21 protein-coding genes are annotated in these 21,813 nt (G+C 62.9%); 8 read left to right on the top strand and 13 right to left on the bottom strand.

Annotated features, from left to right (window positions below; translation table 11 throughout):
• Nucleotides 1-5: 5 nt before the first annotated feature.
• The 4 genes from ACZYHG_RS04135 to ACZYHG_RS04120 all read right to left on the bottom strand — a co-directional run bounded on the left by ACZYHG_RS04135 (nucleotide 6) and on the right by ACZYHG_RS04120 (nucleotide 5,585).
• Nucleotides 6-1,463 carry a UdgX family uracil-DNA binding protein gene (locus ACZYHG_RS04135; protein WP_464612662.1) on the bottom strand — a complete coding sequence of 486 codons (1,458 nt, stop codon included), beginning with the start codon at nucleotides 1,461-1,463 and terminating at the stop codon, nucleotides 6-8.
• A 2-nt stretch (nucleotides 1,464-1,465) separates the two neighbouring features.
• Nucleotides 1,466-2,701, bottom strand: coding sequence for a putative DNA modification/repair radical SAM protein (locus ACZYHG_RS04130; RefSeq protein ID WP_464612661.1), 1,236 nt, complete (start codon nucleotides 2,699-2,701; stop codon nucleotides 1,466-1,468).
• 86 nt (nucleotides 2,702-2,787) lie between these two features.
• Nucleotides 2,788-4,194, bottom strand: a complete 1,407-nt coding sequence (locus ACZYHG_RS04125) for a glutamine synthetase family protein (protein ID WP_464612660.1) — start codon at nucleotides 4,192-4,194, stop codon at nucleotides 2,788-2,790.
• 11 nt (nucleotides 4,195-4,205) lie between these two features.
• Nucleotides 4,206-5,585 carry an aspartate aminotransferase family protein gene (locus ACZYHG_RS04120; protein ID WP_464612659.1) on the bottom strand — a complete coding sequence of 460 codons (1,380 nt, stop codon included), beginning with the start codon at nucleotides 5,583-5,585 and terminating at the stop codon, nucleotides 4,206-4,208.
• Between the two features lie 155 nt (nucleotides 5,586-5,740).
• On the opposite strand from ACZYHG_RS04120, the gene ACZYHG_RS04115 reads away from it, so the two are divergent.
• Entirely contained in the window at nucleotides 5,741-6,193 is a 453-nt protein-coding gene (locus tag ACZYHG_RS04115) for a hypothetical protein (protein ID WP_464614617.1), read from the top strand.
• Between the two features lie 13 nt (nucleotides 6,194-6,206).
• On the opposite strand, the gene ACZYHG_RS04110 is transcribed toward ACZYHG_RS04115, so the two are convergent.
• The 3 genes from ACZYHG_RS04110 to ACZYHG_RS04100 are packed head-to-tail and all read right to left on the bottom strand — an operon-like array spanning nucleotide 6,207 to nucleotide 8,607.
• Entirely contained in the window at nucleotides 6,207-7,181 is a 975-nt protein-coding gene (locus ACZYHG_RS04110) for a WD40 repeat domain-containing protein (protein WP_464612658.1), read from the bottom strand.
• A complete protein-coding gene (imm45, locus tag ACZYHG_RS04105; RefSeq protein ID WP_464612657.1) occupies nucleotides 7,159-7,533 on the bottom strand; it encodes an Imm45 family immunity protein in 375 nt (124 codons plus the stop codon). The genes ACZYHG_RS04110 and imm45 overlap by 23 nt, the downstream gene beginning before the upstream one ends.
• Nucleotides 7,534-7,542: 9 nt before the next feature.
• Nucleotides 7,543-8,607: a CobW family GTP-binding protein gene (locus tag ACZYHG_RS04100; protein ID WP_464612656.1), complete on the bottom strand. Its 1,065-nt coding sequence runs from the start codon at nucleotides 8,605-8,607 to the stop codon at nucleotides 7,543-7,545.
• 422 nt (nucleotides 8,608-9,029) lie between these two features.
• Between ACZYHG_RS04100 and ACZYHG_RS04095 the strand changes: the two genes are divergently transcribed.
• Nucleotides 9,030-9,500 (top strand): MarR family winged helix-turn-helix transcriptional regulator, encoded by a 471-nt coding sequence (locus ACZYHG_RS04095; protein WP_464612655.1) that lies wholly within the window; start codon nucleotides 9,030-9,032, stop codon nucleotides 9,498-9,500.
• 9 nt (nucleotides 9,501-9,509) lie between these two features.
• On the opposite strand, the gene ACZYHG_RS04090 is transcribed toward ACZYHG_RS04095, so the two are convergent.
• Nucleotides 9,510-10,382 (bottom strand): AraC family transcriptional regulator, encoded by an 873-nt coding sequence (locus ACZYHG_RS04090; protein WP_464612654.1) that lies wholly within the window; start codon nucleotides 10,380-10,382, stop codon nucleotides 9,510-9,512.
• 53 nt (nucleotides 10,383-10,435) lie between these two features.
• Between ACZYHG_RS04090 and ACZYHG_RS04085 the strand changes: the two genes are divergently transcribed.
• Nucleotides 10,436-10,843 (top strand): DUF2000 family protein, encoded by a 408-nt coding sequence (locus ACZYHG_RS04085; protein ID WP_464614616.1) that lies wholly within the window; start codon nucleotides 10,436-10,438, stop codon nucleotides 10,841-10,843.
• Here ACZYHG_RS04085 and ACZYHG_RS04080 read toward each other — a convergent pair.
• Entirely contained in the window at nucleotides 10,840-12,024 is a 1,185-nt protein-coding gene (locus ACZYHG_RS04080) for an MFS transporter (RefSeq protein WP_464612653.1), read from the bottom strand. The genes ACZYHG_RS04085 and ACZYHG_RS04080 overlap by 4 nt on opposite strands.
• Nucleotides 12,025-12,560: 536 nt before the next feature.
• Here ACZYHG_RS04080 and ACZYHG_RS04075 point away from each other — a divergent pair.
• The 4 genes from ACZYHG_RS04075 (at nucleotide 12,561) to ACZYHG_RS04060 (ending at nucleotide 16,014) form a co-directional block, all read left to right on the top strand.
• Complete coding sequence (locus ACZYHG_RS04075) at nucleotides 12,561-13,445, top strand: DMT family transporter (RefSeq protein ID WP_032926636.1); 885 nt, start codon at nucleotides 12,561-12,563, stop codon at nucleotides 13,443-13,445.
• Nucleotides 13,446-13,523: 78 nt separating this feature from the next.
• Entirely contained in the window at nucleotides 13,524-14,546 is a 1,023-nt protein-coding gene (locus ACZYHG_RS04070) for a LacI family DNA-binding transcriptional regulator (protein WP_081850252.1), read from the top strand.
• A complete protein-coding gene (locus ACZYHG_RS04065; protein ID WP_464612652.1) occupies nucleotides 14,543-15,526 on the top strand; it encodes a 2-hydroxyacid dehydrogenase in 984 nt (327 codons plus the stop codon). Before ACZYHG_RS04070 ends, ACZYHG_RS04065 begins: the two co-directional genes overlap by 4 nt.
• Before the next feature lie 83 nt (nucleotides 15,527-15,609).
• Nucleotides 15,610-16,014: a hypothetical protein gene (locus ACZYHG_RS04060; protein WP_464612651.1), complete on the top strand. Its 405-nt coding sequence runs from the start codon at nucleotides 15,610-15,612 to the stop codon at nucleotides 16,012-16,014.
• Here ACZYHG_RS04060 and ACZYHG_RS04055 read toward each other — a convergent pair whose 3' ends face one another.
• The gene (locus tag ACZYHG_RS04055) at nucleotides 16,015-16,788 is read right to left on the bottom strand and encodes a gamma-glutamyl-gamma-aminobutyrate hydrolase family protein (protein WP_464614615.1); all 774 of its coding nucleotides are present in this window, start codon (nucleotides 16,786-16,788) and stop codon (nucleotides 16,015-16,017) included.
• A 262-nt stretch (nucleotides 16,789-17,050) separates the two neighbouring features.
• On the opposite strand from ACZYHG_RS04055, the gene ACZYHG_RS04050 reads away from it, so the two are divergent.
• On the top strand, nucleotides 17,051-18,160 hold the full coding sequence (locus tag ACZYHG_RS04050) for a TRAP transporter substrate-binding protein (protein ID WP_464612650.1): 1,110 nt from the start codon (nucleotides 17,051-17,053) through the stop codon (nucleotides 18,158-18,160).
• Between the two features lie 111 nt (nucleotides 18,161-18,271).
• Here ACZYHG_RS04050 and ACZYHG_RS04045 read toward each other — a convergent pair whose 3' ends face one another.
• The 3 genes from ACZYHG_RS04045 to ACZYHG_RS04035 are packed head-to-tail and all read right to left on the bottom strand — an operon-like array spanning nucleotide 18,272 to nucleotide 21,683.
• The gene (locus tag ACZYHG_RS04045) at nucleotides 18,272-19,300 is read right to left on the bottom strand and encodes a zinc-dependent alcohol dehydrogenase family protein (protein ID WP_464612649.1); all 1,029 of its coding nucleotides are present in this window, start codon (nucleotides 19,298-19,300) and stop codon (nucleotides 18,272-18,274) included.
• 14 nt (nucleotides 19,301-19,314) lie between these two features.
• Nucleotides 19,315-21,099 (bottom strand): TRAP transporter large permease, encoded by a 1,785-nt coding sequence (locus ACZYHG_RS04040; protein WP_464612648.1) that lies wholly within the window; start codon nucleotides 21,097-21,099, stop codon nucleotides 19,315-19,317.
• Entirely contained in the window at nucleotides 21,099-21,683 is a 585-nt protein-coding gene (locus ACZYHG_RS04035) for a TRAP transporter small permease subunit (RefSeq protein ID WP_027032654.1), read from the bottom strand. Before ACZYHG_RS04035 ends, ACZYHG_RS04040 begins: the two co-directional genes overlap by 1 nt.
• Nucleotides 21,684-21,813 lie beyond the last annotated feature (130 nt).

Genomic DNA, 21,813 nt, shown 5'->3' with positions numbered 1-21,813 from the left:
GCAGATCAGGCAGCCATCAACCGCTTGACCTGCTTCATATCCTGCAGAAACCGCTCACGCTCCGCGTCCTTCTCCGCCGGTTCCTGAATGCGCAGGATAAAGGACGGATGAATGGTGATGAAAACCCTCAGTCCATCGTCCCGCTCGATCACCTGGCCGCGCATTTTCGTCACCGGGATTGTCTTGCCGAGCAAAGACAGCGCGGCCGTCGCACCCAATGCCACCGCAAGCTCAGGCTTGATCAGCGCGAATTCCCGGTCGATCCACCAGCGGCAGGCCTGCACCTCACCGGTATTCGGCTTGGAGTGGATACGCCGCTTGCCGCGCGGCTCGAATTTGAAATGCTTGACCGCATTGGTGACGTAGACTTTTTGCCGATCCACGCCAGCATCGTCCAGTATTGCGTCGAACACCTTGCCCGCCGGGCCGACGAAAGGTTTGCCGGCGAGGTCTTCCTGGTCGCCAGGCTGTTCGCCGACGAAAATCACCTTGGCATTGTCAGGGCCCTCGCCGAATACGGTCTGCGTGGCGTCACGCCACAGCGGACAGCGGCGGCAGCCTTTCGCTGCCTCGCGCAATTCGGAAATGGTGCTGGCCTCATCCTGAGGTACTTCGGCTGCCTGCTTCGGCCAATGCTTTGCCTGCACCTTGGCGTGGTGCGGCGCGGGCGTGGTCGGCATCTTTGCAATCATGTCTTTGGCGGCCTTGTCCGCTCCTGCGATCAGGTTTGGAATGAGCGAGGCCTCGGGAAGGTTCCGCCAATATTTCTTCGGCATCTCCTTCTGCATAGCCTTCACCTTCAGCCGCGCCGGATTGAAGATGTTCTCGAAATAGGTACGCCACAGCGCTTCAGTGTCGTCCTGATCGGGCGCGTCGCCCTTGGCGGCACCCGGCCCGATGGCCAGCCTTTCGCCGTCCCAATCGGCGGAGGCATAAGGGGTCAATATGGTCCAGCGCATGCCGGTGAAACGCCTGACGAAGAAATCCGCGTTGCGCTCGACTATGAAATGATCGGGCTCAAACCAGGCGACATAGCGCTCATCGGCGCCGTCGCCGATCTTCCGGAAGCGCACGAAGGCATGCATCTTGTGGCTGTCGCGCCGCACCGCCTTTTCCATCGCCTCGAGCCGTCTGGTGTCGGGATCCGATGCGATCGCCAGCAGCTTGGGTTCGGTGCGCAGCCGCCACAGCAGCCGGTAGAGAAAGGCGAACCGGCCGGGGTCGGAATGGCAGAAGGCGGTTTCAGCGTGCCTGATGAAATCACGCGGCACGACGAGCTGCGCGCCTGCAGGGGCGGCCGGCAAATCAGCATGATCGGAGTCGGATGCCACGTGCCAGCTGATGTCCTCGGGCCGGACCTCGTTCAGCGCCAGCCGCCGGGCCGCGTCGCGCCAGCCGGCAAAATCGGTCTCGCTGTCGAGCCGCACACTGTACCGGGCAAGATCGAGTTCAGCAGGCTGCATGGTCAAAACAGCGACAGTTGCTCGCAGGAGCGCACGATCTTGTCGCGCAAGCCCTGCTTGTCGGTGAGCGTTCCCGGCGACCAGCCTTCGGCGATGATGAATGGCCTGAGCTTGGCGATCGACTGGCAAATCCGACCGACATCTTCCAGCCGCATCCGCCTATGGCGGCGGGTCTCCAGGATTTTCGCCACCACCTTGGTGCCGAGACCGGGCACGCGCAGCAGGGATTCACGGTCGGCGCGGTTGATGTCGACGGGAAATTGTCCCCTGTTGCGCAGCGCCCAGGCGAGCTTGGGGTCGATGGCAAGGTCGAGCATGCCGTCGCTGCTGCCGGCCAGGATTTCCGGCTGCGAAAATCCGTAGAACCGCATCAGCCAGTCGGCCTGGTAAAGCCGGTGTTCGCGCATCAACGGCGGCTTCTGCAGGGGCAGGGACGATGACGAATCGGGGATCGGGCTGAAGGCCGAATAATAGACGCGCCGCAGGTGGTAGCTGCCATAAAGCCGGGCGCTGGTGTGCAATATGCCGTCGTCGGATGTCTTGTCGGCGCCGACGATCATCTGCGTCGACTGGCCGCCGGGCGCGAAGCGTTCGCGTTTTTTGGTCCTGAGCGTCCGCTCGGCCTTTTCCTCCATCTTCTGGCGCAACTTCGCCATGGAAAGCCGGATCGTTTCCGGCTTCTTCTCCGGCGCCAGCCGCTTCACGCCTTCATCGGTGGGCAGCTCGACATTGATCGACAGCCGATCGGCATAAAGGCCGGCCTGTTCGACCAGTTCCGCCGAGCTTTCCGGGATGGTCTTCAGATGGATATAGCCGGAGAATTTCTCCTCCAGCCGCAACCGTCGCGCCACCTCGACCATCTCGCCCATGGTCTCGTCAGGCGAGCGGATGACGCCCGAGGACAGGAACAGGCCCTCGATATAGTTTCGGCGGTAGAAATCCATGGTCAGTTTCACCACTTCGTCGATGCTGAAGCGGGCACGCTTCACATTCGAGGACGAGCGGTTGATGCAATAGCTGCAATCATAGATGCAGAAATTGGTGAGCAGGATTTTCAGAAGCGAAATGCAGCGCCCGTCCGGCGCGTAGGAATGGCAGATGCCCATCCCCTCGGTCGAACCGATGCCGCCGGATTTCAGCGAATCCTTTTTCGCGGCACCCGACGAGGCGCACGACGCGTCGTATTTGGCGGCATCGGACAGGATCGCCAGCTTTTCACGGACGGTGGGTGCGCTCATCCGTTCATGATATGTTCTAGAGAGGCAGCGCGCTACCTCATTTGATGCAGGCGGCGAAAAAGTGATCGCCGCCCGATATCAGGTCATCACACCTCGTGCAGGTAGAGGTGATAATCCAGTTCGCTGACCGTGCGCGCTACGCGCAGATATTCGGACTGTTTGATCGCCACGAAGGTGCGGTGCAGGTCCTCGCCAAGCGCGCCTTTCAGAAAGCTGGATGCTCTTGCAGCCTCGATGGCACCACGCCAATCGGCTGGCATTGTCGTGCGGGTGACGGCCGCTTCATAGCCATTGCCGGTGGTTTCAGGGCCAGGATCAAGGCCTTCGTCGAGACCCTTGATGATGCCGGCGAGCACCGTCGCCGCAATCAGATAGGGGTTGGCGTCGACGCCGGACGGCCGGTGCTCGATGCGCCGGTTCTTCGCGTCGCCCGCCGGCACGCGCAGCGCCACCGAGCGGTTGTTGACGCCCCAGGTCGGTGCCACCGGTGCATAGGATTGCGAGACGAAGCGCCGCCAGGAATTGGCGTGCGGGGCAAACACCAGCATCGATTCCGCCATCGTCTGGATCAGCCCGCCGAGACCCTGCAATAGGGGTAGGGACCAGCTCTCGCCGCCCGCTTCGGCAAACACGTTTCTGCCTGATTTGTCCTGCAGCGAGACGTGGAAATGCATCCCCGAGCCGGCATATTTCTCGATCGGCTTGGCCATGAAACAGGCGGTCACGCCATGGCGGCGTGCCTGTGCCCGCACCAGCCGCTTCAGCATGACGAGATCGTCGGCCGCCCGCATCACGTCCTTGCGGTAGTTCAGCGTCAGTTCGTACTGGCCAGGCGCATATTCCGAAATGACCGTCTCGGCTGGAATGCCTTGCGCCTTGGCCGCCGCATAGATGTCGGAAAACAGCGGCTCCATGCCGTGCAGATGGTCGACGGAATAGACCTCGGTCTTGCCCGAGACACGGCCATCGAGCACCGCGCGCGCCGGCTGCACCTTGCCATCGGCATCGCGTTCATTGGCCAGGAGAAAGAATTCGAGCTCGAAGGCGCCGGCCGGGTAAAGCCCCTTGGCCGCCAATATGTCGACCTGCCGGGCCAGCGCCAGGCGCGGATCCGACGACATTGGCTGGCCGTCAAGGTGATACATCGCCATCAGCACCTGGCCGCGCGGCGGGTTGGTGCCGTAAAGCGGCACCAGCGTCCCGGGGATCGGCCACGCCCTGAGATCGCCGTCGCCGGTTGTCCAGATCAGCCCGGTTTCGTGCACATCCTCGCCGGTGATGTCGAGGCCGAGGATCGAGATCGGCATGTGCCGGCCGCCGTCGAAAATGCTTTTCAGCTCGTGCCGGCGCACAATCTTGCCGCGGCCGACACCATTGGCGTCGGTCAGCACGATATCGAAGGCCTCGATCTCGGGATGGGCGTCGAGAAAGGCTTGCGCCTCGGTCGGCGAAGACCCCGAAGGTGAGGTCACGCTGGCATTGGGATTGTCCATGGCCGCTTGTCTCACGCCGCAAGCTTTGCCGCAACCGCGCCGAAGGCGCTGATCAGCCGGTTGACCTGGGCGCCCGTGGTTGCCGGCGAGATCAGCATCATGTTGTGGAAAGGCGCGATCAGCACGCCACGGTTGACCAGCGCGACGTGGATTGCGGCCTCCAGTTCGGGCGCATGCGCGGTCTCAGCCTCGGCGCCGTTGCGCAGCGGTCCCGGAGCGCAGATGAACTCGACGCGCGCGCCGACACGGGCGACATGCCAGGGCAGGCGGTAGCGGTCGATCACGCCGGTCAGCCCGGCATCGAGCCGCCGCGCCAGATGGTCCATGCGGTCATAATTTTCCTCGGTCATCACTTCTTCGAGTGTGGCGCGCATGGTGGCGAACTGCAGCGGGTTGGCTGACAGCGTCGTGCCCATGCCGGAATAGCCAGGCTCCTTGGTCCTGTTGTAGTCGGCGTAGCGCGAGGCGACCTCATCGCTCATGCCCCACACGCTTGCCGGCACGCCGCCGGCGATCGGCTTGCCCAGCACGAAGAGGTCCGGCTCCAGCCCGTATTTCCTGGTGTAACCGCCGGGACCGGTCGAGATCGTGTGCGTCTCGTCGATCAGCAGCAGCGTGCCGGCCTCGCGCGTCAGTTTGCGCAGCGCGTCATGGAAACCAGGGTCAGCCAGCACCATGCAGGAATTGGTCAGCACCGGCTCGGCGATGACACAGGCTACATCCCTGTCCTTCAGGGCTGCTTCAAGTGCCGGAATGTCGTTGAATTCGATGACCTTGGCCGTGCGGGTCAGGTCGCGGAATTCGCCTGCCAGCCCAGGCCGGTTGGCGGGCTTGCCATCGATCAGACGCACCATCGTCTCGTCGACTGAGCCATGGTAGCAGCCGTTGAAGACTAGGATCTTTTCCCGCCCGGTGATGGCCCGGGCTACACGAAGCGCAAAACGGTTGGCGTCGGTCGCCGTCGTCGCGATCTGCCAGAACGGCAGGCCGAAGCGCTGCTGCAGCAGTGGCCCGATGGCGAGCGCGTCTTCCGAGGGCAGCATATAGGTCAGGCCGCGACCGGCCTGGCGGCGGATGGCGCGCGCCACCGGCGGCGGCGAATGGCCGAACATCGAGCCGGTGTCGCCAAGGCAGAAATCGTCGAGCCTGTTGCCGTCGATGTCGGTGATCGCGGCACCCCTGGCGCTGTCGACAAGGATCGGAAACGGTGTCGGCCAGTCGTTCATCCAGTGCATCGGCACGCCGCCGAAGAAACCGGGCAGGCCGTTGCCGACCTTGGCCTGGGATTTCGGCCGTGCCGCACGGAAGGCCGTTCCCTCGGTCTCGCGCAATTGGGCGATGCGGCCACGGCTGATGCCGCCGATGGTCTCTGAACTGTCGCTGCTGTGCATGGAAACCCCTCTGATAGGTTCCTCTTAGCCAATCAACCCCCGCGACCGCAATTGGCCGCGCGTCTGTCCTGCATTGGCTCAGCCGCCAGCAGCGGCGCTTGACCATGCTGACGAAGTCAGTGCCAATGCGGTCGGCAATGACGACGCGGGGGAATATGCGGACGATCATCTGCGTGACGATGCTGTTTCTGTCGGCAGGCACTGCGTTTGCCACCGGCGGTATCTGGTGCTCCGTCGACGATGCGGCGGTGAAATTCCAGGTCGATGCGGGCGTCACCACTGGCCTTGGCAGCCCGACCTTCAACTTTCGCGGCGACGTCGAAATCAAGGCGAGGCCGGTCGACGATCAACTGCGAAAGACGACATTCGAGAATTCCAACCTCACCCAGTATTGGCTCGACGCCAAGGAATTGCGCTTGAACGTCTATCACGAACAGGAGGTGGCCAAGAGGTTCAGCTCGGTCGAGCTGACGATCCTGACCAAGGCCAGCGATGAAGGCGTCTATGACGGAGACTACAAGCTTGCCGTCTATGACAGCACGGCTGACAAGGACGGTGACGGCAAGACCGCCGATCTGACTGGCAAGGTCTCCTGCGGCGCCGAGTGATTGGTGGGCAAACCTAGGCCGTGATGTCGATGACGCCGCAGTCGCCGGCGGCACTGCCGAAGGCGATGAGGCGTTCTTCCTTGTCCCACATCATCGATGTGATGGCGCCCTTGCCCTGCCGGCGCAGCAGCACTTCCTTGGCGTCAGCGAAGCGCGCGGCAATCACCATGCCGTCGTCATAGCCTATGGCCACGACATCCTGGCTTGGGTGGCAGGCGACACAGGTCACCATCGTGTTGCCGCGCGTGCCAAGCTCCAGCGGTGCTTTGCCCATCGGCCCGTCCTTGCCCGAAAACGGCCAGACGATCGCTGCTGGCGCGCCGGAACTGGCCAGCCATTTGCCCTTGACGCTCCACGACAGGCTTTTGACCTTGCCGGGATAGCCGGTCATGCGCATGTGCTTGCCGTCGGCGAGCTTCCAGCCATGCAAGGCATTCTCCTGCATGGTGGTGACCAGAAAGGCGCCGTCGGGTGAGAAGGTGATGCCGGTATGGGCGCCGGCCCATTCGAGCTCCACCGGCTTGCCCTCGGCGGCCGGGAAATGCAGCGTCGCGCCATTGTAGCGGGCAACACCGAAACGCATTCCCTTGGGCGAGAACGCCAGCCCCTCGACCGAACGCGGATGGACGAATTCCCTGACCTTGCCATCGGCGAAGCGGACGAATGCGGCTTTTCCCGTGGCATAGGCGATGGCGCCTTGCGGCCCGGCCGCGACGCTGGTGATCCACTTCTTGCCGGCTGTCGCCAGATCGGTGACTTCGCCGCCTGCCTTGACGGCAAACACCTTGCCGTCCTCGCCGCCGGTGATCAGCCGGTCGTTCGCCACATCGTGGAAGGCAGCGAGCAGTCCGTCATTGGCCTGAACCGTCTTCTGGCCATTGTCGAGCCGATGTATGGCGCCATCAGCCAGAGCGAAATGCGGCACGTCGCCGAGGAAGACGGCGGCGACGCAATGGCCTTCAAGATCAAGCGGGGCGACGGTCGGCATGGCGGGTCTCAACAGTCATTCGTTCGTTCCAGCGCAGGATGACGGTTCCCTCGATCGGAACCGGGCCGCCTTGATAGGTGAAGACGAACCATTTGTCCCAGTTTTCGATCAGCCAGGCTTTCGAAAGGCCAGGTTTTTTCTCGAACCGGCTTTCCCTAGGCAGCACCGCGAAAACCAGACCCGCCCTATAGCCAGATGTCACCATCAGACCGAGCCCGGCCTCCTCGTCGCGGGGATCGAAGATCAGAAGATCGACCGGGCCGGAGGCCGGCCCGAGATCATAATTGTCGGAAAGTCGGATGACGTCGCCGATGATCAGAAAATCATCGGCTAGATCGAGCAGACGCGGCATCGATTGCGGTCAAGCCGCCTGGCAGGCGTCGAAACTCTTCTTCAGCCGCTCGGCATCCAGCTCGCGGCCGATGAACACCAGCCGGCTCTCGTGCTTCTCGCCGTCCTTCCAGGCACGCTGGTGGTCACCCTCGATGATCATGTGCACGCCCTGGATGACATAGCGCTCGTCATCGCCCTTGAGCGCGATGATGCCCTTCAGCCGCAGGATGTTCGGACCCTCCATCTGGGTGATCTTCTCAATCCACGGGAAGAACTTCTTCGAATCCATCTCGCCGCCGCGCAGCGATACCGACTGCACCGTCACGTCATGAATGTCAGAGGGATGCGCATGATGGTGATGATCATGCCCGTCATGATCATGGTGGTGATCGTGGCCATCATGGTCGTGATGATCATGATCATGATGGTGGTCGTCATGCGCCTCGAGGAAATGCGGGTCGTTTTCCAGCGCCCGCGACAGGTCGAAGGCGCCGCGGTCGAGCACTTCGGACAGGGCGACGCCGGCGCGCGTGGTGCGGTGGATCCTGGCCGCCGGGTTGATGGCGCGGATCGTCGCCTCGACCTTGGCCAGCTCTTCGGGGGTGACGAGATCGGTCTTGTTGAGCACGACGACGTCGGCGAAGGCGATCTGGTCCTCGGCTTCCTTGGAATCCTTGAGCCTGAGCGGCAGATGTTTGGCGTCGACCAGAGCGACCACCGCATCGAGCCTGGTCTTGGAGCGCACGTCGTCGTCCATGAAGAAGGTCTGCGCCACCGGCACCGGATCGGCCAGACCGGTGGTCTCGACCACGATCGCGTCAAAGCGGCCGGGCCGGCGCATCAGGCCCTCGACGACGCGGATCAGGTCGCCGCGAACCGTGCAGCAGACGCAGCCATTGTTCATCTCGTAGATTTCCTCGTCGGATTCCACGATCAGGTCGTTGTCGATGCCGATCTCGCCGAACTCGTTGACGATGACCGCGTAACGCTTGCCGTGGTTTTCCGACAGGATGCGGTTGAGCAGCGTCGTCTTGCCGGCGCCGAGATAGCCGGTGAGAACGGTTACGGGAATTTGCGTCTGTGCGTCGCTCATGGCTTGCCTCGAAATGACTGGGCCCTAGAAAATACAGGGCCGCGAGAAGGGATTGTTGGCCTGATATAGGATGTGTGCCGGCCTTTTGCACGAGGCAAACCGCCTGTGCGTTTGACCCAGATGTGGAAAGCCAGAACATCGTTCGCGCCGGCAGTGCATAAGGCGACGCCTGCGCTGCAGCTTCGTCGCCGGAAACGCTTCTCGTCAATCTGAGCGGAACCCCGGCTCGCCGAACCGCTGCAATTGCCTTGGCGGAAACTCGTTTGTCATCTAACTGAAATAAACATCTGGCATCACCACGGCGGACACCGCAATGCTTGCCGGCAAAGCTGTTTGGAGCGCCGGAATCTTTTGATCGTCGATTGCCAACCGGCCGACTGCGTCTATGCTGCATGCACCGGTACGGCCGAAGAGGGATGACCATGGCCAAGGCGGACAAGACTGCAACAATGAGCCGGCTGCATTCGGCGGCAAGGCTGGCAAGAACCGCGCTGGCGGCCCGGCTTCTGGCGCACGGCTTCTATGCCGGCCAGGACCAGATCATGCTGGCGCTCGACCGTGAGGACGGCCAGACGCCTGGCAATCTTGCCGGTCGCCTCGGCGTGCGCCCGCCGACCATCACCAAGACCATCAACCGGCTGCAGGCGCAGGGTTTTCTGGAAAAGCGCGCCTCAGAGGCCGATGCGCGTCAGGCGCACATCTTCCTCACCGAGACTGGCCGCGACACCATCCGCGCCATCGAGAAGTCGGTGAAGAAGACCGAAAAGCAGGCGCTCAAAGGCCTCGACAAGAAGGACCAGAAGGCGCTGTTCAAGCTGCTGGCCCGCATCGAGGCCAACCTCTCCAATGAGGAACTGGCGCTGATCGACGACGACGCCGAGTCGGACGACTGATTGCAACAATCAGGCCGCTGCCGGGACTGATTCCCGGATCAGCGAGGACCAACGTCCCGGCGTCATGCCGAACGCCTTCTTGAATTGCCTGTTGAAATGGCTCTGATCGGTGAAGCCGGCCTCGACCGCGATCTGCGCCAGGGGCTCGCCGGCGGCAATCATTCGCCGCGCGCGCTGTAGCCGGCGCATCACCAGGAAACGATGCGGGCTGGTCGAGAAGGCGGCACGGAAATGCCGCGACAAGGCATAGCGGTCGAGCCCGGTAATGGCTTCCAATTCGTCGGAACGCACGGGGCGCGTTGCATTCTCCGTCAGATAGTCTCGCGCCAGCTTCGCCGCCCGCCACGCCGTCCTGGTCATCGGCTTTGCCGGCTGGCCGGCATGGCGTGCCAGGCTTAGCATCAGTTGCGCCAGGAAATCATCGACGAACAGTTCGTCGAGTTCCTGCTGCAGCGGGCCCAGCGCTGAAAGCAGCGTTGCGCAGAAGACGTCGTCCCGCACCACGGCGTCCCTGACGAAGGGCAGGGCTGCGCCGCCAAGGCAGTCCAGCATCAGCGACGGTTCAAGATAGAGCATCCGGTAGCGCAACCCGTCCTCGGTGCCGGCGCCGCCATCATGCAACTCGTCGGGGTGCAGCACGATGATCTGGCCGGGCAAGCTTAGCCGCGTCGCACCGCGATAGCGAAATGTCTGCACACCTTGCAGCGTCACTCCGATCGCGTAGCTGTCGTGGCGATGCATATCGAAGGCGCTGCCGTGGAACCGCGCTTCGATCCGCTCCATGCCCGCAGGGTCGGGAGCGGAGATGATGCAGTTTTCAGCTGCACCCGCGCACAAACGTCCAAGACCCTCGAAGGCCTGGCGGTCTAATTCGAACGACATCGTCTCCTTCAGCCTCGAAAATCGGGGCACAACCTCGAATGGTCCATTTTCTCATGTTCGATACGAAATTTGCAATCGTGCTGCGGGAAGATCTGCCGGTCTGGCAGAAACTCAACGTCACTGCCTTCCTGACCAGTGGCATCGTCGCCCAGTTTCCCGATATCATCGGCGAACCCTATCGCGACCGCACGGGCAATCTCTACAATCCCCTGTCGATCCAGCCGGTCATCGTGCTGTCGGCCGACCAGGCGACGCTCGCCACGATCCACCGGCGCGCGCTCGAACGCGGCGTGACGACCTCGCTCTATGTCGAGGAGATGTTTTCCACCGGCTTCGACGCCGCCAACCGCGCCGTCTTCGCCGAGTTCGCGCCTGAAGACGCCAAGGTGGTCGGCATCGCGTTGCGCGCTGACAAGAAGCTCGTCGACAAGATCACCAAGGGCGCCCGCATGCACGCCTAGACGGAAGGCTGCCGCCGATCGAGAAGGGCGGCATACAGTGCCGCCAGCAATGCGAGTGCCGCTGATATCAGCATCGTGACGAACAGCGCTGGGATCGACCCTGCCAGGAACAGGCCGGCGATGGAGGCCACGAGTGCTCCGCCACCGATCCGCATTGCGGCGGCCAGTCCTGCGGCGGTGCCAACCAGATCCTGTCGTACCGACAAGGCGCCGCTGTTGCCGGCAGGCATGGTCAATCCATTGCCTACGCCGATGAACAGGCAAGGTCCGAAGAAGGCCAGGACGTGCGTGATGCCAAAGCTTGACAGGACCAGACCGGCCGACAGGCCGGCGCAGGTCAGAAGGCGCGCGAAAACAAGTGTGGCGCCGAGCGACGCCTTTGAGGCGTAACGCCCAGCCAGATAGCTGCCGAGAATGAAGCCGGTAGGGACCAATCCCATGAAAAGGCCGAGCTTGGCGCTTGACCCACCGAGCGCGTTACCGACGACCAATGGGGCTCCTCCCAGGAACACATAAAGCACCCCCATCGAGGCGGCCATGCACAGTGTGTAGGCCCAAAACCGCGCCGAACTCATGAGCAGCCGATAGGAGGCGATGTAATTCCCAGGCGATCTCGACAATGGCGTCCTTCTGATCTCCCACATGGACAAGGCGAAAGCGGCGACCCCGAGGATCGCGAAGACAACGAAGCTTGACCGCCATCCGAACAGTTCGTCCAGTGATCCGCCAAACAGAGGACCGACCATGGGGGCAAGCGCCCACCCCATGGCGAGATAACCAAATTTGCTGGCGGCTTCGCGCTCGTCCGATGTCTCCTTGATGATGACCAGGGCGACGGAATAGCAGGGGCCGATGCACGCCTGCATCGCGCGAAACAGAAGGAAAGTGCCGATATTGGGAGCCAGTGCACAGCCGATGGACGCCGCGACAAAGATCGAGAGAGATGTCAGGACGACCGGCCTGCGTCCAAATCGGTCCGAGATTGCGCCTCCGATGGCCTCTATGACGGCAGTGATGACCGCAAAGCCGGCAACCGACAGATTGACCAATGCGAAATCGGCCTGGAAGGCTGCGGCAATGTTCGGCAGCGACGGCAAAATCATGTTCACCGGCAACACGGCCAGAGCCGAAAGCAGGATAAGGGTGATGAGTCGGGGTGGAGCAGCGGGTTCGGAGACCATCGTTTTCCCTGATGTGTCCGTGCCCGGACTCCGAATGGGATTATCGCTCGCCATGATCTCGTTCGCCTTGTCGGTGGAATTAAGGGAGGGTCTGACGAGGCGGCCCAAATTCCGGGCATAAAAAAAGGCCCCGTCAGGAGCCTGCTTACCGCGCATGGGTGCTTTCGCCGGATGGTTACACCACCCCGCCCATGCGCTCCCCTACCACGATCAAAGCGATTGCGATGTTCATGACATCAGAGCTAGGCGGAAAGCCTGATGTCGTCAAGGCAGCATGCCTGCGGCGTCGATCAACAACAGAACCGGGCATGTGCCGCCCTGAGGCCTGACCCGAGCGGGGGAGTGGGTTTGTGGCTATGCACGAAGAGGGCTCTCTAAGCCTGTCGACGCGTCTTGTTGTGCCAGGCGCTTTTGGCTTGCCGGCAAGCGACAATTCCCGCAAAGGTGGGGCTTCAGCCCAGCTTTTCCCCGGCCTGCAAGTGAATGCTTCCCAAAGATATGTCGAAAGCGCGACGCCGCCGGTGGCGATCCTGTGCATGCTGACCACCTACGTCTTCTTCACCTTCCTCGACACCTCAAGCAAATATCTCGTCCTTGCCGGCATTTCGGCGCTGATCGTCGCCTGGGTGCGCTTTGCCGTGCATGTCGTGCTGGTCGGCACGCTGCTGCGCGGCTGGCGCCAACCCATGCGGTTTCGCCCGGTCAACCTGCCGGCGCATGTGCTGCGCGGTGTGTTCCTGTTCGGCTCGACCATGTGCAACATCCTGGCCCTGCGCTCCCTGCAGCTGGCCGAGACGACGTCGATCTATTTCTTCGGACCGATGGTGATCACAGCACTTGCCGGCCCGCTGCTCGGCGAATGGGCCGGCTGGCGGCGCTGGCTTGCCATCCTGGCCGCCTTCGCCGGGGTTCTGATCATCACAAGGCCGGGTGTCGGCGTCTTCGGCATCGGCCATCTCTTCGCGCTCGGCTCGATGCTGTCGAACAGCTTCTATGTCATCATGACGCGCCGCATGTCGGCGACCGAGACGTCGGAAAGCCTGATCCTGTTCTCGGCGCTGGCGCCGGCGGTGCTGCTTTTGCCTATGTTGCCGTTTTCCTTCTCACTGCCGCATGATGGCTGGCACTGGTTCATCCTGCTCATGCTTGGCGTGTTCGGCGGCGTCGGCCATTGGCTGCTGGTGCAGGCCTACCGATTGGCGACGACCACGGCGCTCGCCCCCTATCCCTATTCGCAGATGGTGTGGATGATCATTTCCGGCTGGATCGTCTTCAAGCAGTTTCCAGACCGCTGGACGCTGGTTGGCGCGGCCATCATCGTCGCCAGCGGCCTCTATATCGTCCACCGCGAGCACCGGCTTCGGCTGCAGAGCCGCGCTGCCTCGGATGTCGAGGCGGAAGCGCTGGCAAAAAAACTTTGATTTGCCTCCGATCGGTGGCATAACGCCGCCTTTAAACAGTTTAGGTCGGAACTCAGGTCGTTCGGGGAGCGCAAGGCGCTGGCACAAAAAATCAAGCTTTCGACGATCGCGGATGCGCTCGGCGTGTCCACGGCCACCGTCTCACTGGCGCTGCGCGACAGCCCGCTGGTCGCCGGCTCGACGCGCGACCGCATCAAGGAACATGCTCGCGCCATCGGCTATATCTACAACCGCCGCGCCGCCAGCCTGCGCACGTCGCGTTCGGGCATTGTCGGCGTCGTCGTACATGACATCATGAACCCGTTCTTTGCCGAGATCCTGCGCTCGATCGAGAGCGAACTCGACCGCAGCCGGCAGACCTTCATCCTGTCCAACCATTACGACCAGCTTGAGAAGCAGCGCACGTTTATCGACACACTGCTGCAGCTCGGCGCCGACGGCGTCATCATGTCGCCGGCCATCGGCACGCCTGCTTCCGACATATTGATGGCCGAGGAGAACGGCCTGCCGGCGGTGCTGATCGCCCGCACCGTCGAGGGCGCCGATGTGCCGGTGTTTCGCGGCGACGACTCCTATGGAACAGGCCTCGCCACCAACCATCTGATCTCGCTTGGCCACAAGCGCATCGCCATGATCGGCGGCACCGACCAGACCTCGACCGGCCGCGACCGCTACCAGGGCTATGTCAACGCCATGGAGGCGGCCGGGCTCGAAGTCAGGCCGTCCTGGCGCATCGCCGGCCCGCGCACCAAGCAGGCGGGATTTGAGGCCGCCGGGCAGTTCCTGGCGCTAAAGGACAAACCGACCGCCGCCTGCTGCTGGAACGACCTCGTCGCCATCGGCCTGATGAACGGCATTGCGCGTGCCGGCCTGGTGCCGGGCATCGACATTTCGGTCACCGGCTATGACGATCTCGAAGAGGCGGCGATCGCTACGCCGGCGCTGACCACGGTCTGGAACGGCCAGCGCGAAGTTGGCCGTCGCGCCGCCAGCGCCCTGCTCGACAAGCTCAACGGGCAGACGGTGCGGCCCTCGCAGGAACTGATCAAGCCGGAGCTGCATGTGCGCCAGTCGACCGGCAAGCCGGTGGAGCGTGCATGACCAAGGCCGAACAACTGCAAGCCGTTGCCATTCTGGTGCCGGCGGACTTCAGCGACCATGCCGTCCGGCGTATCGACCGCACCTTCAAACAAATGAGGATCGAACGTGCCGATCCGGCGCTGGTCACCGACGAGATGCGCCGCACGGTGCGCGGCATTGCCTGCTTTGCCGGCATCGGCGCGGCGATGATGGATGCGTTGCCCAATCTCGAACTCATCGCATCCTTCGGCGTCGGCTATGACTCGGTCGATGTCGGCCATGCCCGAGCGAAAAACATCATGGTCACCAACACCCCCGACGTGCTGACCGAGGAGGTTGCCGACACCGCGATCGGGCTGCTGATCAATACGGTGCGCGACCTGCCGCGCGCCGAGACCTGGCTGCGTGACGGCAGCTGGGTGAAGAAGGGCAACTATCCACTGAGCCGGCTGACCTTGCGCGCGCGCCGCGTCGGCATTTTCGGCATGGGCCGCATCGGCCAAGCCATTGCCCGGCGGCTGGAAGCCTTCGGCCTGCCCGTCGCCTATCACAACCGGCGTCGTGTTGAAGGTCTTTCCTATCAGTACCATCCAACGCTGAAGGGCTTGGCCGAAGCGGTCGATACGCTGATTTCGGTGGCGCCTGGCGGCGCTTCGACGCAGAAGGCGGTCAATGCCGAAATCCTGTCGGCGCTTGGCGCCAACGGCGTCTTCGTCAACATCGGCCGCGGCAGCACGGTCGATGAGGCAGCACTTGCGGCAGCCCTTGCCGATGGCACCATCGCCGCCGCCGGGCTCGATGTCTTCGCCGACGAACCGAACGTGCCCAAGGCGCTGCTCGATGTGCCCAACGCTTCCCTGTTGCCGCATGTCGGCTCAGCCTCGGAGCACACACGCCGCGCCATGGCGGATCTCTGCGTCGACAATCTGGTGTCCTGGTTCACCGAGCGTCGGCCGCTGACACCGGTGCCCGAGACGGCGGATGTGAAGGCGCGCGACTGACTGGCCGTTCGCCACATTTATTAACGCCAGCTTAACCCTTTGGAATCATTCTGCATCCTGTTCGTGTGCGTGGATGAAGAGTGATGAAAACGCTTTCCGCATTGATTGCTGCCGGCGCGCTGTTTGGCGGCGTTCAAATTTTCCATGAAGGCAATGGGGAAAGCGTCGCCACCGATGCAACTTCGTCCAACAGCTACAGGCTGGTCGCCAACGGTGATGAGGGAGCCTGCGCCGTCGTACGTGGAGCCTCGATTTCGGATGGCCTGTCCTCGTTGACGGTGTCTCCGACCTGCCGCCGGCTGTTGCCGGGCATCGAGCAGGCAAAATTCTGGCGGGAACAGAACGACGGCACAGTCGCTTTCAGCTCCAATGGCATCGACCCGATCGTCACCTTCTCGGTTGCTGATGGCGATGGCTATGAATCCTACGCTCCAGCCATGCCATTGCTGTCGCTGGCGGTCGACGGTGATCTGAAAACTGGCGACTGATTATTCCGCAGCGGCTCGCGAGCCAGCCTTCGCCGCCGCGTGCAGGCGCACCGCATCGCCGAACGCGCGGAAGATCTTGGCCGAGTTGCTGTCCGATTTGACCCAATATTCGGGGTGCCACTGGACGCCGACGGCGAAGGCGCGGGCCCCCTTGACCGAAACCGCTTCCACCGTGCCGTCAGAGGCGACAGCCTCGATCTCGAGCTTCGAACCCAGCCGGTCGATCGCCTGGCGATGCAAGGAATTGACCTTGATGTCGCCGGCGCCGAACACGCCGGCCAGGCAACTGCCTTGCTTGATCGAAATGGTCTGGTGGATGGCGAAGCGCTCATCCTGCTCGTCGCTCACCGGCGCGCGGTGGTCGAGCGAACCCTCGCGCTCCTGGATCTCGGTGCCCAGCGTGCCGCCCAGCGCGACGTTCAGCTCCTGGATGCCGCGGCAGATGGCAAGTAGCGGCACGCCGCGCTCGATCGCCCGGCGGATCAGCGGCAACGTGGTGGCGTCACGCGCCGGATCGTAGGGACCGTTGGCTTCGCTGGCATCGCCGCCATAGAGCGAGGGGTGCACATTGGACTTTGACCCTGTGACCATGACGCCATCGACCGAGGACAGAAGTTCGTCGAAGTCGAGCCTGTCGCCGAACGAAGGCACCAGCAGCGGGAACACGCCCGCCCCGGTAATCGCTGCTTCCAGATATTGCTGTGGGGCGGCATGCCAGGTGTAATTGTCGAACTGACGGACGTCGGTCGATATGGCGACGAGCGGCTGGTGCATTTTGGGTCTGTTTTCCATCTGGCAAGGGATGTCCTGCCTTCAAAATAGGCGATCTCAGCGCATTTTTCCATGCCAAGTTTCAACGTGTCGCATGGGCCACGAACGCCGCCGTTAGACTATAGTTGCAGGGTCGCAAGGCTTGATCACCAAATCTGGCGGCTGTGCTGGACTAGACTTCTTGCCCGTGTATTGTTTCGGCCAACCGATACGGGACCGAGGATTTCCCGAAAATCGGTCTGTTGATCCAAAAGGGAGGAACTTCATGGATCGTCGTTCATTCATTCGCAAGGCCGGCGTAACCGGCGTCGGCGCTGCCGCTGCGGCGGCGGCGCTGGCGGCGCCGGCAATTGCCCAGTCCAATCCCAAAGTGACGTGGCGGCTGGCGTCGTCCTTCCCGAAGTCGCTCGACACGATCTATGGCGGCGCCGAAGTGTTCTCCAAGATGCTGTCGGAAGCCACCGACGGCAATTTCCAGATTCAGGTCTTCGCCGCCGGCGAACTCGTGCCCGGCCTGCAGGCTGCCGACGCCACCACGGCCGGCACGGTCGAAGCCTGCCACACGGTGGCATATTATTACTGGGGCAAGGACCCGACATGGGCGCTCGGTGCCGCGGTTCCCTTTTCGCTCAACGCACGCGGCATGAATGCCTGGCACTACCATGGCGGCGGCATCGACCTGTTCAATGAATTTCTTGCCACGCAAGGGTTGTTCGGCCTGCCGGGCGGCAACACCGGCGTGCAGATGGGCGGCTGGTTCCGCAAGGAGATCAATACCGTTGCCGACCTATCCGGCCTCAAGATGCGCATCGGCGGCTTTGCCGGCAAGGTGGTGCAGAAGCTCGGCGTCGTGCCGCAGCAGATCGCCGGCGGCGACATCTATCCGGCGCTGGAAAAGGGCACCATCGACGCCGCCGAATGGGTCGGCCCCTATGACGACGAAAAGCTCGGCTTCTACAAGGTCGCGCCCTATTACTACTATCCCGGCTGGTGGGAAGGCGGCCCGACTGTCCACCTGATGTTCAACAAGGCGAAATATGAAGAGCTTTCGCCGGCTTACAAGTCGCTTCTGCGCACCGCGGCGCAAGCCGCCGATGCCGACATGCTGCAGAAATACGACTACGTGAATCCGCCGGCGGTGAAGCGGCTGGTGGCCGGCGGCGCGAAGCTGCGCCCGTTCAGCCAGGACGTCATGGCCGCTTGCTTCGAAAAAGCCAACGAGGTCTATGCCGAAATGGAGGCCACCAACGCACCCTTCAAGAAGATCTGGGAATCGATCAAGGGCTTCCGCAAGGAGCACTATCTCTGGGCGCAGGTGGCCGAGTACAATTACGACACCTTCATGATGGTTCAACAGCGCCAGGGCAAACTGTAGAACTGGTTGAAGAGGGTGCGCGCGGGCTATTAACCGAAGTCTGCGCCGCCCCTCATCCGCCTGCCGGCACCTTCTCCCCGTATAGTGACGGGGAGAAGGGAACTGCCGTCCTCAACCCCGGCCTGGCACCACCAGCACCTTGACCTCGCCCGGCGCCGGCGGGTTGGCGATCACCATTGCCGCCTCTTCGAGCGGCACCTGCCTCGAGATAAGCCGGTCGATCTCGATCGCGCCGGACGCGATCAGCTCGGCGCCGCGGCGATGCGTGTAGGGATTGAGGAAGGAGCCCAGCACCTTCAATTCCCGAAACAACAGGTCGAAAGGCTCGAATTCTGCCTTCATGCCTTGCGGCGTGACGCCGACGATGACGACGGTGCCGCCTGCCCTTGCCAGCCGCATCGACTGCTCGACGGTCTCGCGCACACCAGCGCATTCGAACACCACGTCGGCGCCGCCCGGCAACAGGCCCGCCGGCCCGGCGATGGCCTCAATGACATCGGCGGCGGTGGGATCGACCGTCACTGTCGCGCCGAGCTCCTCGGCAAGCGCGCGCCGCGAAGCCTGTCTGGTCGACAGGACAATCGTCGTGGCCCCGGCCAGCCGCGCCAATTGCACAGTGAGCAGGCCGATGACGCCGCCGCCAAGCACGATCACCGAACTGCCCGGCTTGATCTCGGCCAGATCCACGCCATGCAGGCAGCAGCCAAGCGGCTCGCAGAACGCGCCATGCGTTGGCGGCAGGTCGGCGGGCAGGATGAAGGCCTGCTTCTGCGGCAGCACGACATAGTCGGCAAAGCCGCCGTCGCGATGGATGCCGATCGCGTTGAGATTGCGGCAGAGATTGACCCGGCCGGCATGGCAATGCGGGCATCGCCCGCAGGCGATGTTGGGATCGCCGGTGACGCGGTCGCCGACGGCAAAGCCCGAGACGGCGTCGCCGACCGCCTCGATGATGCCCGAGAATTCATGTCCGGGCGTCACCGGCGGCTTGCAGGGGAATTCTCCGTGGAAAAGGTGCCGGTCGGTGCCGCAGACGCCGCAGGCTTCGACCCGCACCAGAAGCTCGTCAGGACCGGGGATGGGTTTGTCGACTTCGCGCAGCGCAATGCTGCCCACGGCTTCCAGTCGCACCGCTTTCATGGTCCTGGCATCCATCAGTTGAAGCTCGGCGGCTGGGACAGGTCCGGCTGGGGCGTAGCCGGTTGCGCGGGTGGCGTGTCGCCGAAGCTCGGTGGCTGTGAAAGGTCGGGTGTGGCAGCTGGAGCCGTGCCGCCATTGGCAGGCGCGGTGCCGTTGGCCGGTGGCGCACCGGGCGGTGACATGCCAGGTATTGCCGGCACCGTGTAGTCGATCGTGCCCGGATCAACCGTGGTGCCTTTGTAGCGCATCACCATTTGCGGGAAGGCGATCGTCAGTCCGATCATGATCACCTGGATGCAGACGAACGGCACCGCCCCCCAATAGATCTGGCCAGTGGTGACCGGCGCGATCTGCTTGCCGGTGAGGCGGTCGAGATAGGGCACGCGGGCGGCGACCGAGCGCAGGTAGAACAGCGCGAAGCCGAAGGGTGGATGCATGAAGCTGGTCTGCATGTTGACGCCGAGCAGCACGCCGAACCAGATCAGGTCGATGCCGAGCTTGTCGGCTGCCGGTGCCAGCAGCGGCACGATGATGAAGGCGAGTTCGAAGAAATCGAGGAAGAAGGCCAGGAAGAAGACGAGGATGTTGACGCCGATCAGGAAGCCGACTTCGCCGCCCGGCAGCGAGGTCAGCAAATGCTCGACCCAGATCTGGCCGTTGACGCCATAGAAGGTGAGCGAAAACACCCGCGCGCCGATCAGGATGAACAGCACGAAGGATGACAGCCGCGTCGTCGAGGTCAGTGCCTGCTTGATCACATCCAGCGACAACCGCCCTTTTGCCGCCGCCATGATCAATGCCCCGACGGAACCCATGGCGCCTCCCTCGGTCGGGGTGGCGATGCCGAGGAAGATGGTGCCCAGCACCAGGAAGATCAGCGCCAGCGGCGGGATCAGCACGATCACCACCTGCTGCGCCAGCCGCGACATCATGTTGATGTTCAGCCGCCTATCGGCAATGGCAACGATATAGATCAGGAGCACGCCGGCCGTGGCGCCCAGAATATCGGCATTGTCGCCATGTGCCGGCGCCAGATAGCGGTACGCCGCATAGGATATGGCCACCGTTACCGCCAGCGCCACCAGCAGCGACATCACGCCATGGCCAAGCGTGCGCGCTTCGAGCGGCAGCGCCGGCACCATTTTCGGCCGGAAGATAGACACGATGAGAATGTAAAGCGCGTAGAGCCCGGTCAGGACGAGGCCGGGGATCAGCGCGCCCGCATACATGTCGCCGACCGAGCGGCCGAGCTGGTCGGCGAGCACGATCAGCACAAGCGAAGGCGGGATGATCTGCGCGAGCGTGCCGGAGGCGGCAATGACGCCCGAGGCCAGCCGGCGGTCATAACCATAGCGCAGCATGATCGGCAGTGAGATCAGCCCCATGGCGATGACCGATGCCGCCACCACGCCGGTGGTCGCGGCCAGCAACGCGCCGACAAAGATCACCGCATAGGCAAGTCCGCCACGGATCGGCCCGAACAGCTGGCCGATCGTGTCGAGCAGGTCCTCGGCCATGCCCGATCGCTCGAGCACGATGCCCATGAAGGTGAAGAACGGGATGGCCAGCAGCGTGTCGTTCGACATCACCCGGCTGCCGTAGAAATTGTCCGGCAGCGCATAGAGCAGCGGCCAGTCGAGATTGATCGCCCCACCTGAATAGGGCGTCAGAAACACACCGATAAAGAAGAACATCAGCCCGTTCGCGGCGAGCGAAAAGGCGACGGGATAGCCGATCAGCATAAACAGGATCAGCGAGGCGAACATGATCGGCGCCATGTTCTGGGCGATGAACTCCATCACGAGCGCACCTCTTCGGCGAGCGCCTTGGCTTCGAGCTCGGCCTGCTCGTGCACGGAAATGAAGGGGTTGGGATCGTCCATGACGCCGCGCATGATGGCGATCTTCTTGATGATTTCTGAAATGCCCTGCAGCGCGAGCAGGAAAAACCCGACCAGGAGAATCGCCTTGGCCGGCCAGACGATCAGGCCGCCGGCATTGGTCGACATCTCACCGCTATGGAACGACAGCCTGACATAGGGGACGAAGTAAAACACCATCAGCGTCACGAACGGCATCAGGAAGAAGACGTGGCCGAGAAGGTCGATCCAGTGTTGCACGCGGCGTGAAAACAGGCCGTAGACGATGTCGATGCGGATATGCTCGTTCTGTTTCAGCGTATAGGCCGCCGCCAGCATGAAGGCGGCGCCGAACAAATACCACTGCAGCTCTAGCCACGCGTTTGACGAGATGTCGAAGACCTTGCGGATGACGGCATTGCCGGCGCTCACCAGGATCGCCAGCAGTATTAGCCAGGATACCGATTTGCCGATGAACTCGTTGAGGCGGTCGATGCCTCGTGACAGAGCGAGCGGCCCTTGCATGAAGTCCTCCCTTGTAGCGGAGGCGTGCCGGCTCCCCTTTTCCCGCCGTCACGCCGCGTGGCCCAACGGTATGCCGCGCGTGGCCACACGGGTCAACACGGATGACGGCATCAAAACGGTATCGAATGGA

It is taken from the genome of Mesorhizobium subarcticum (genome assembly GCF_055456085.1).
This window is presented reverse-complemented; position numbering and strand designations above follow the sequence as displayed.

Excerpts from the sequence above, each read along its gene's own strand:
- ACZYHG_RS04110 (WP_464612658.1), bottom strand. The coding sequence starts at position 7,181 with ATGCCGACCGTCGCCCCGCTTGATCTTGAAGGCCATTGCGTCGCCGCC.
- ACZYHG_RS04060 (WP_464612651.1), top strand. The coding sequence starts at position 15,610 with ATGAAAACGCTTTCCGCATTGATTGCTGCCGGCGCGCTGTTTGGCGGC.
- ACZYHG_RS04040 (WP_464612648.1), bottom strand. The coding sequence starts at position 21,099 with ATGGAGTTCATCGCCCAGAACATGGCGCCGATCATGTTCGCCTCGCTG.
- ACZYHG_RS04090 (WP_464612654.1), bottom strand. The coding sequence starts at position 10,382 with ATGTCGTTCGAATTAGACCGCCAGGCCTTCGAGGGTCTTGGACGTTTG.
- ACZYHG_RS04065 (WP_464612652.1), top strand. The coding sequence starts at position 14,543 with ATGACCAAGGCCGAACAACTGCAAGCCGTTGCCATTCTGGTGCCGGCG.
- ACZYHG_RS04125 (WP_464612660.1), bottom strand. The coding sequence starts at position 4,194 with ATGGACAATCCCAATGCCAGCGTGACCTCACCTTCGGGGTCTTCGCCG.
- ACZYHG_RS04120 (WP_464612659.1), bottom strand. The coding sequence starts at position 5,585 with ATGCACAGCAGCGACAGTTCAGAGACCATCGGCGGCATCAGCCGTGGC.
- ACZYHG_RS04095 (WP_464612655.1), top strand. The coding sequence starts at position 9,030 with ATGGCCAAGGCGGACAAGACTGCAACAATGAGCCGGCTGCATTCGGCG.
- ACZYHG_RS04135 (WP_464612662.1), bottom strand. The coding sequence starts at position 1,463 with ATGCAGCCTGCTGAACTCGATCTTGCCCGGTACAGTGTGCGGCTCGAC.
- ACZYHG_RS04035 (WP_027032654.1), bottom strand. The coding sequence starts at position 21,683 with ATGCAAGGGCCGCTCGCTCTGTCACGAGGCATCGACCGCCTCAACGAG.
- ACZYHG_RS04050 (WP_464612650.1), top strand. The coding sequence starts at position 17,051 with ATGGATCGTCGTTCATTCATTCGCAAGGCCGGCGTAACCGGCGTCGGC.
- ACZYHG_RS04115 (WP_464614617.1), top strand. The coding sequence starts at position 5,741 with ATGCGGACGATCATCTGCGTGACGATGCTGTTTCTGTCGGCAGGCACT.
- ACZYHG_RS04045 (WP_464612649.1), bottom strand. The coding sequence starts at position 19,300 with ATGAAAGCGGTGCGACTGGAAGCCGTGGGCAGCATTGCGCTGCGCGAA.
- ACZYHG_RS04100 (WP_464612656.1), bottom strand. The coding sequence starts at position 8,607 with ATGAGCGACGCACAGACGCAAATTCCCGTAACCGTTCTCACCGGCTAT.
- ACZYHG_RS04130 (WP_464612661.1), bottom strand. The coding sequence starts at position 2,701 with ATGAGCGCACCCACCGTCCGTGAAAAGCTGGCGATCCTGTCCGATGCC.
- ACZYHG_RS04055 (WP_464614615.1), bottom strand. The coding sequence starts at position 16,788 with ATGCACCAGCCGCTCGTCGCCATATCGACCGACGTCCGTCAGTTCGAC.
- ACZYHG_RS04075 (WP_032926636.1), top strand. The coding sequence starts at position 12,561 with ATGCTGACCACCTACGTCTTCTTCACCTTCCTCGACACCTCAAGCAAA.
- ACZYHG_RS04085 (WP_464614616.1), top strand. The coding sequence starts at position 10,436 with ATGTTCGATACGAAATTTGCAATCGTGCTGCGGGAAGATCTGCCGGTC.
- ACZYHG_RS04080 (WP_464612653.1), bottom strand. The coding sequence starts at position 12,024 with ATGGTCTCCGAACCCGCTGCTCCACCCCGACTCATCACCCTTATCCTG.
- imm45 (WP_464612657.1), bottom strand. The coding sequence starts at position 7,533 with ATGCCGCGTCTGCTCGATCTAGCCGATGATTTTCTGATCATCGGCGAC.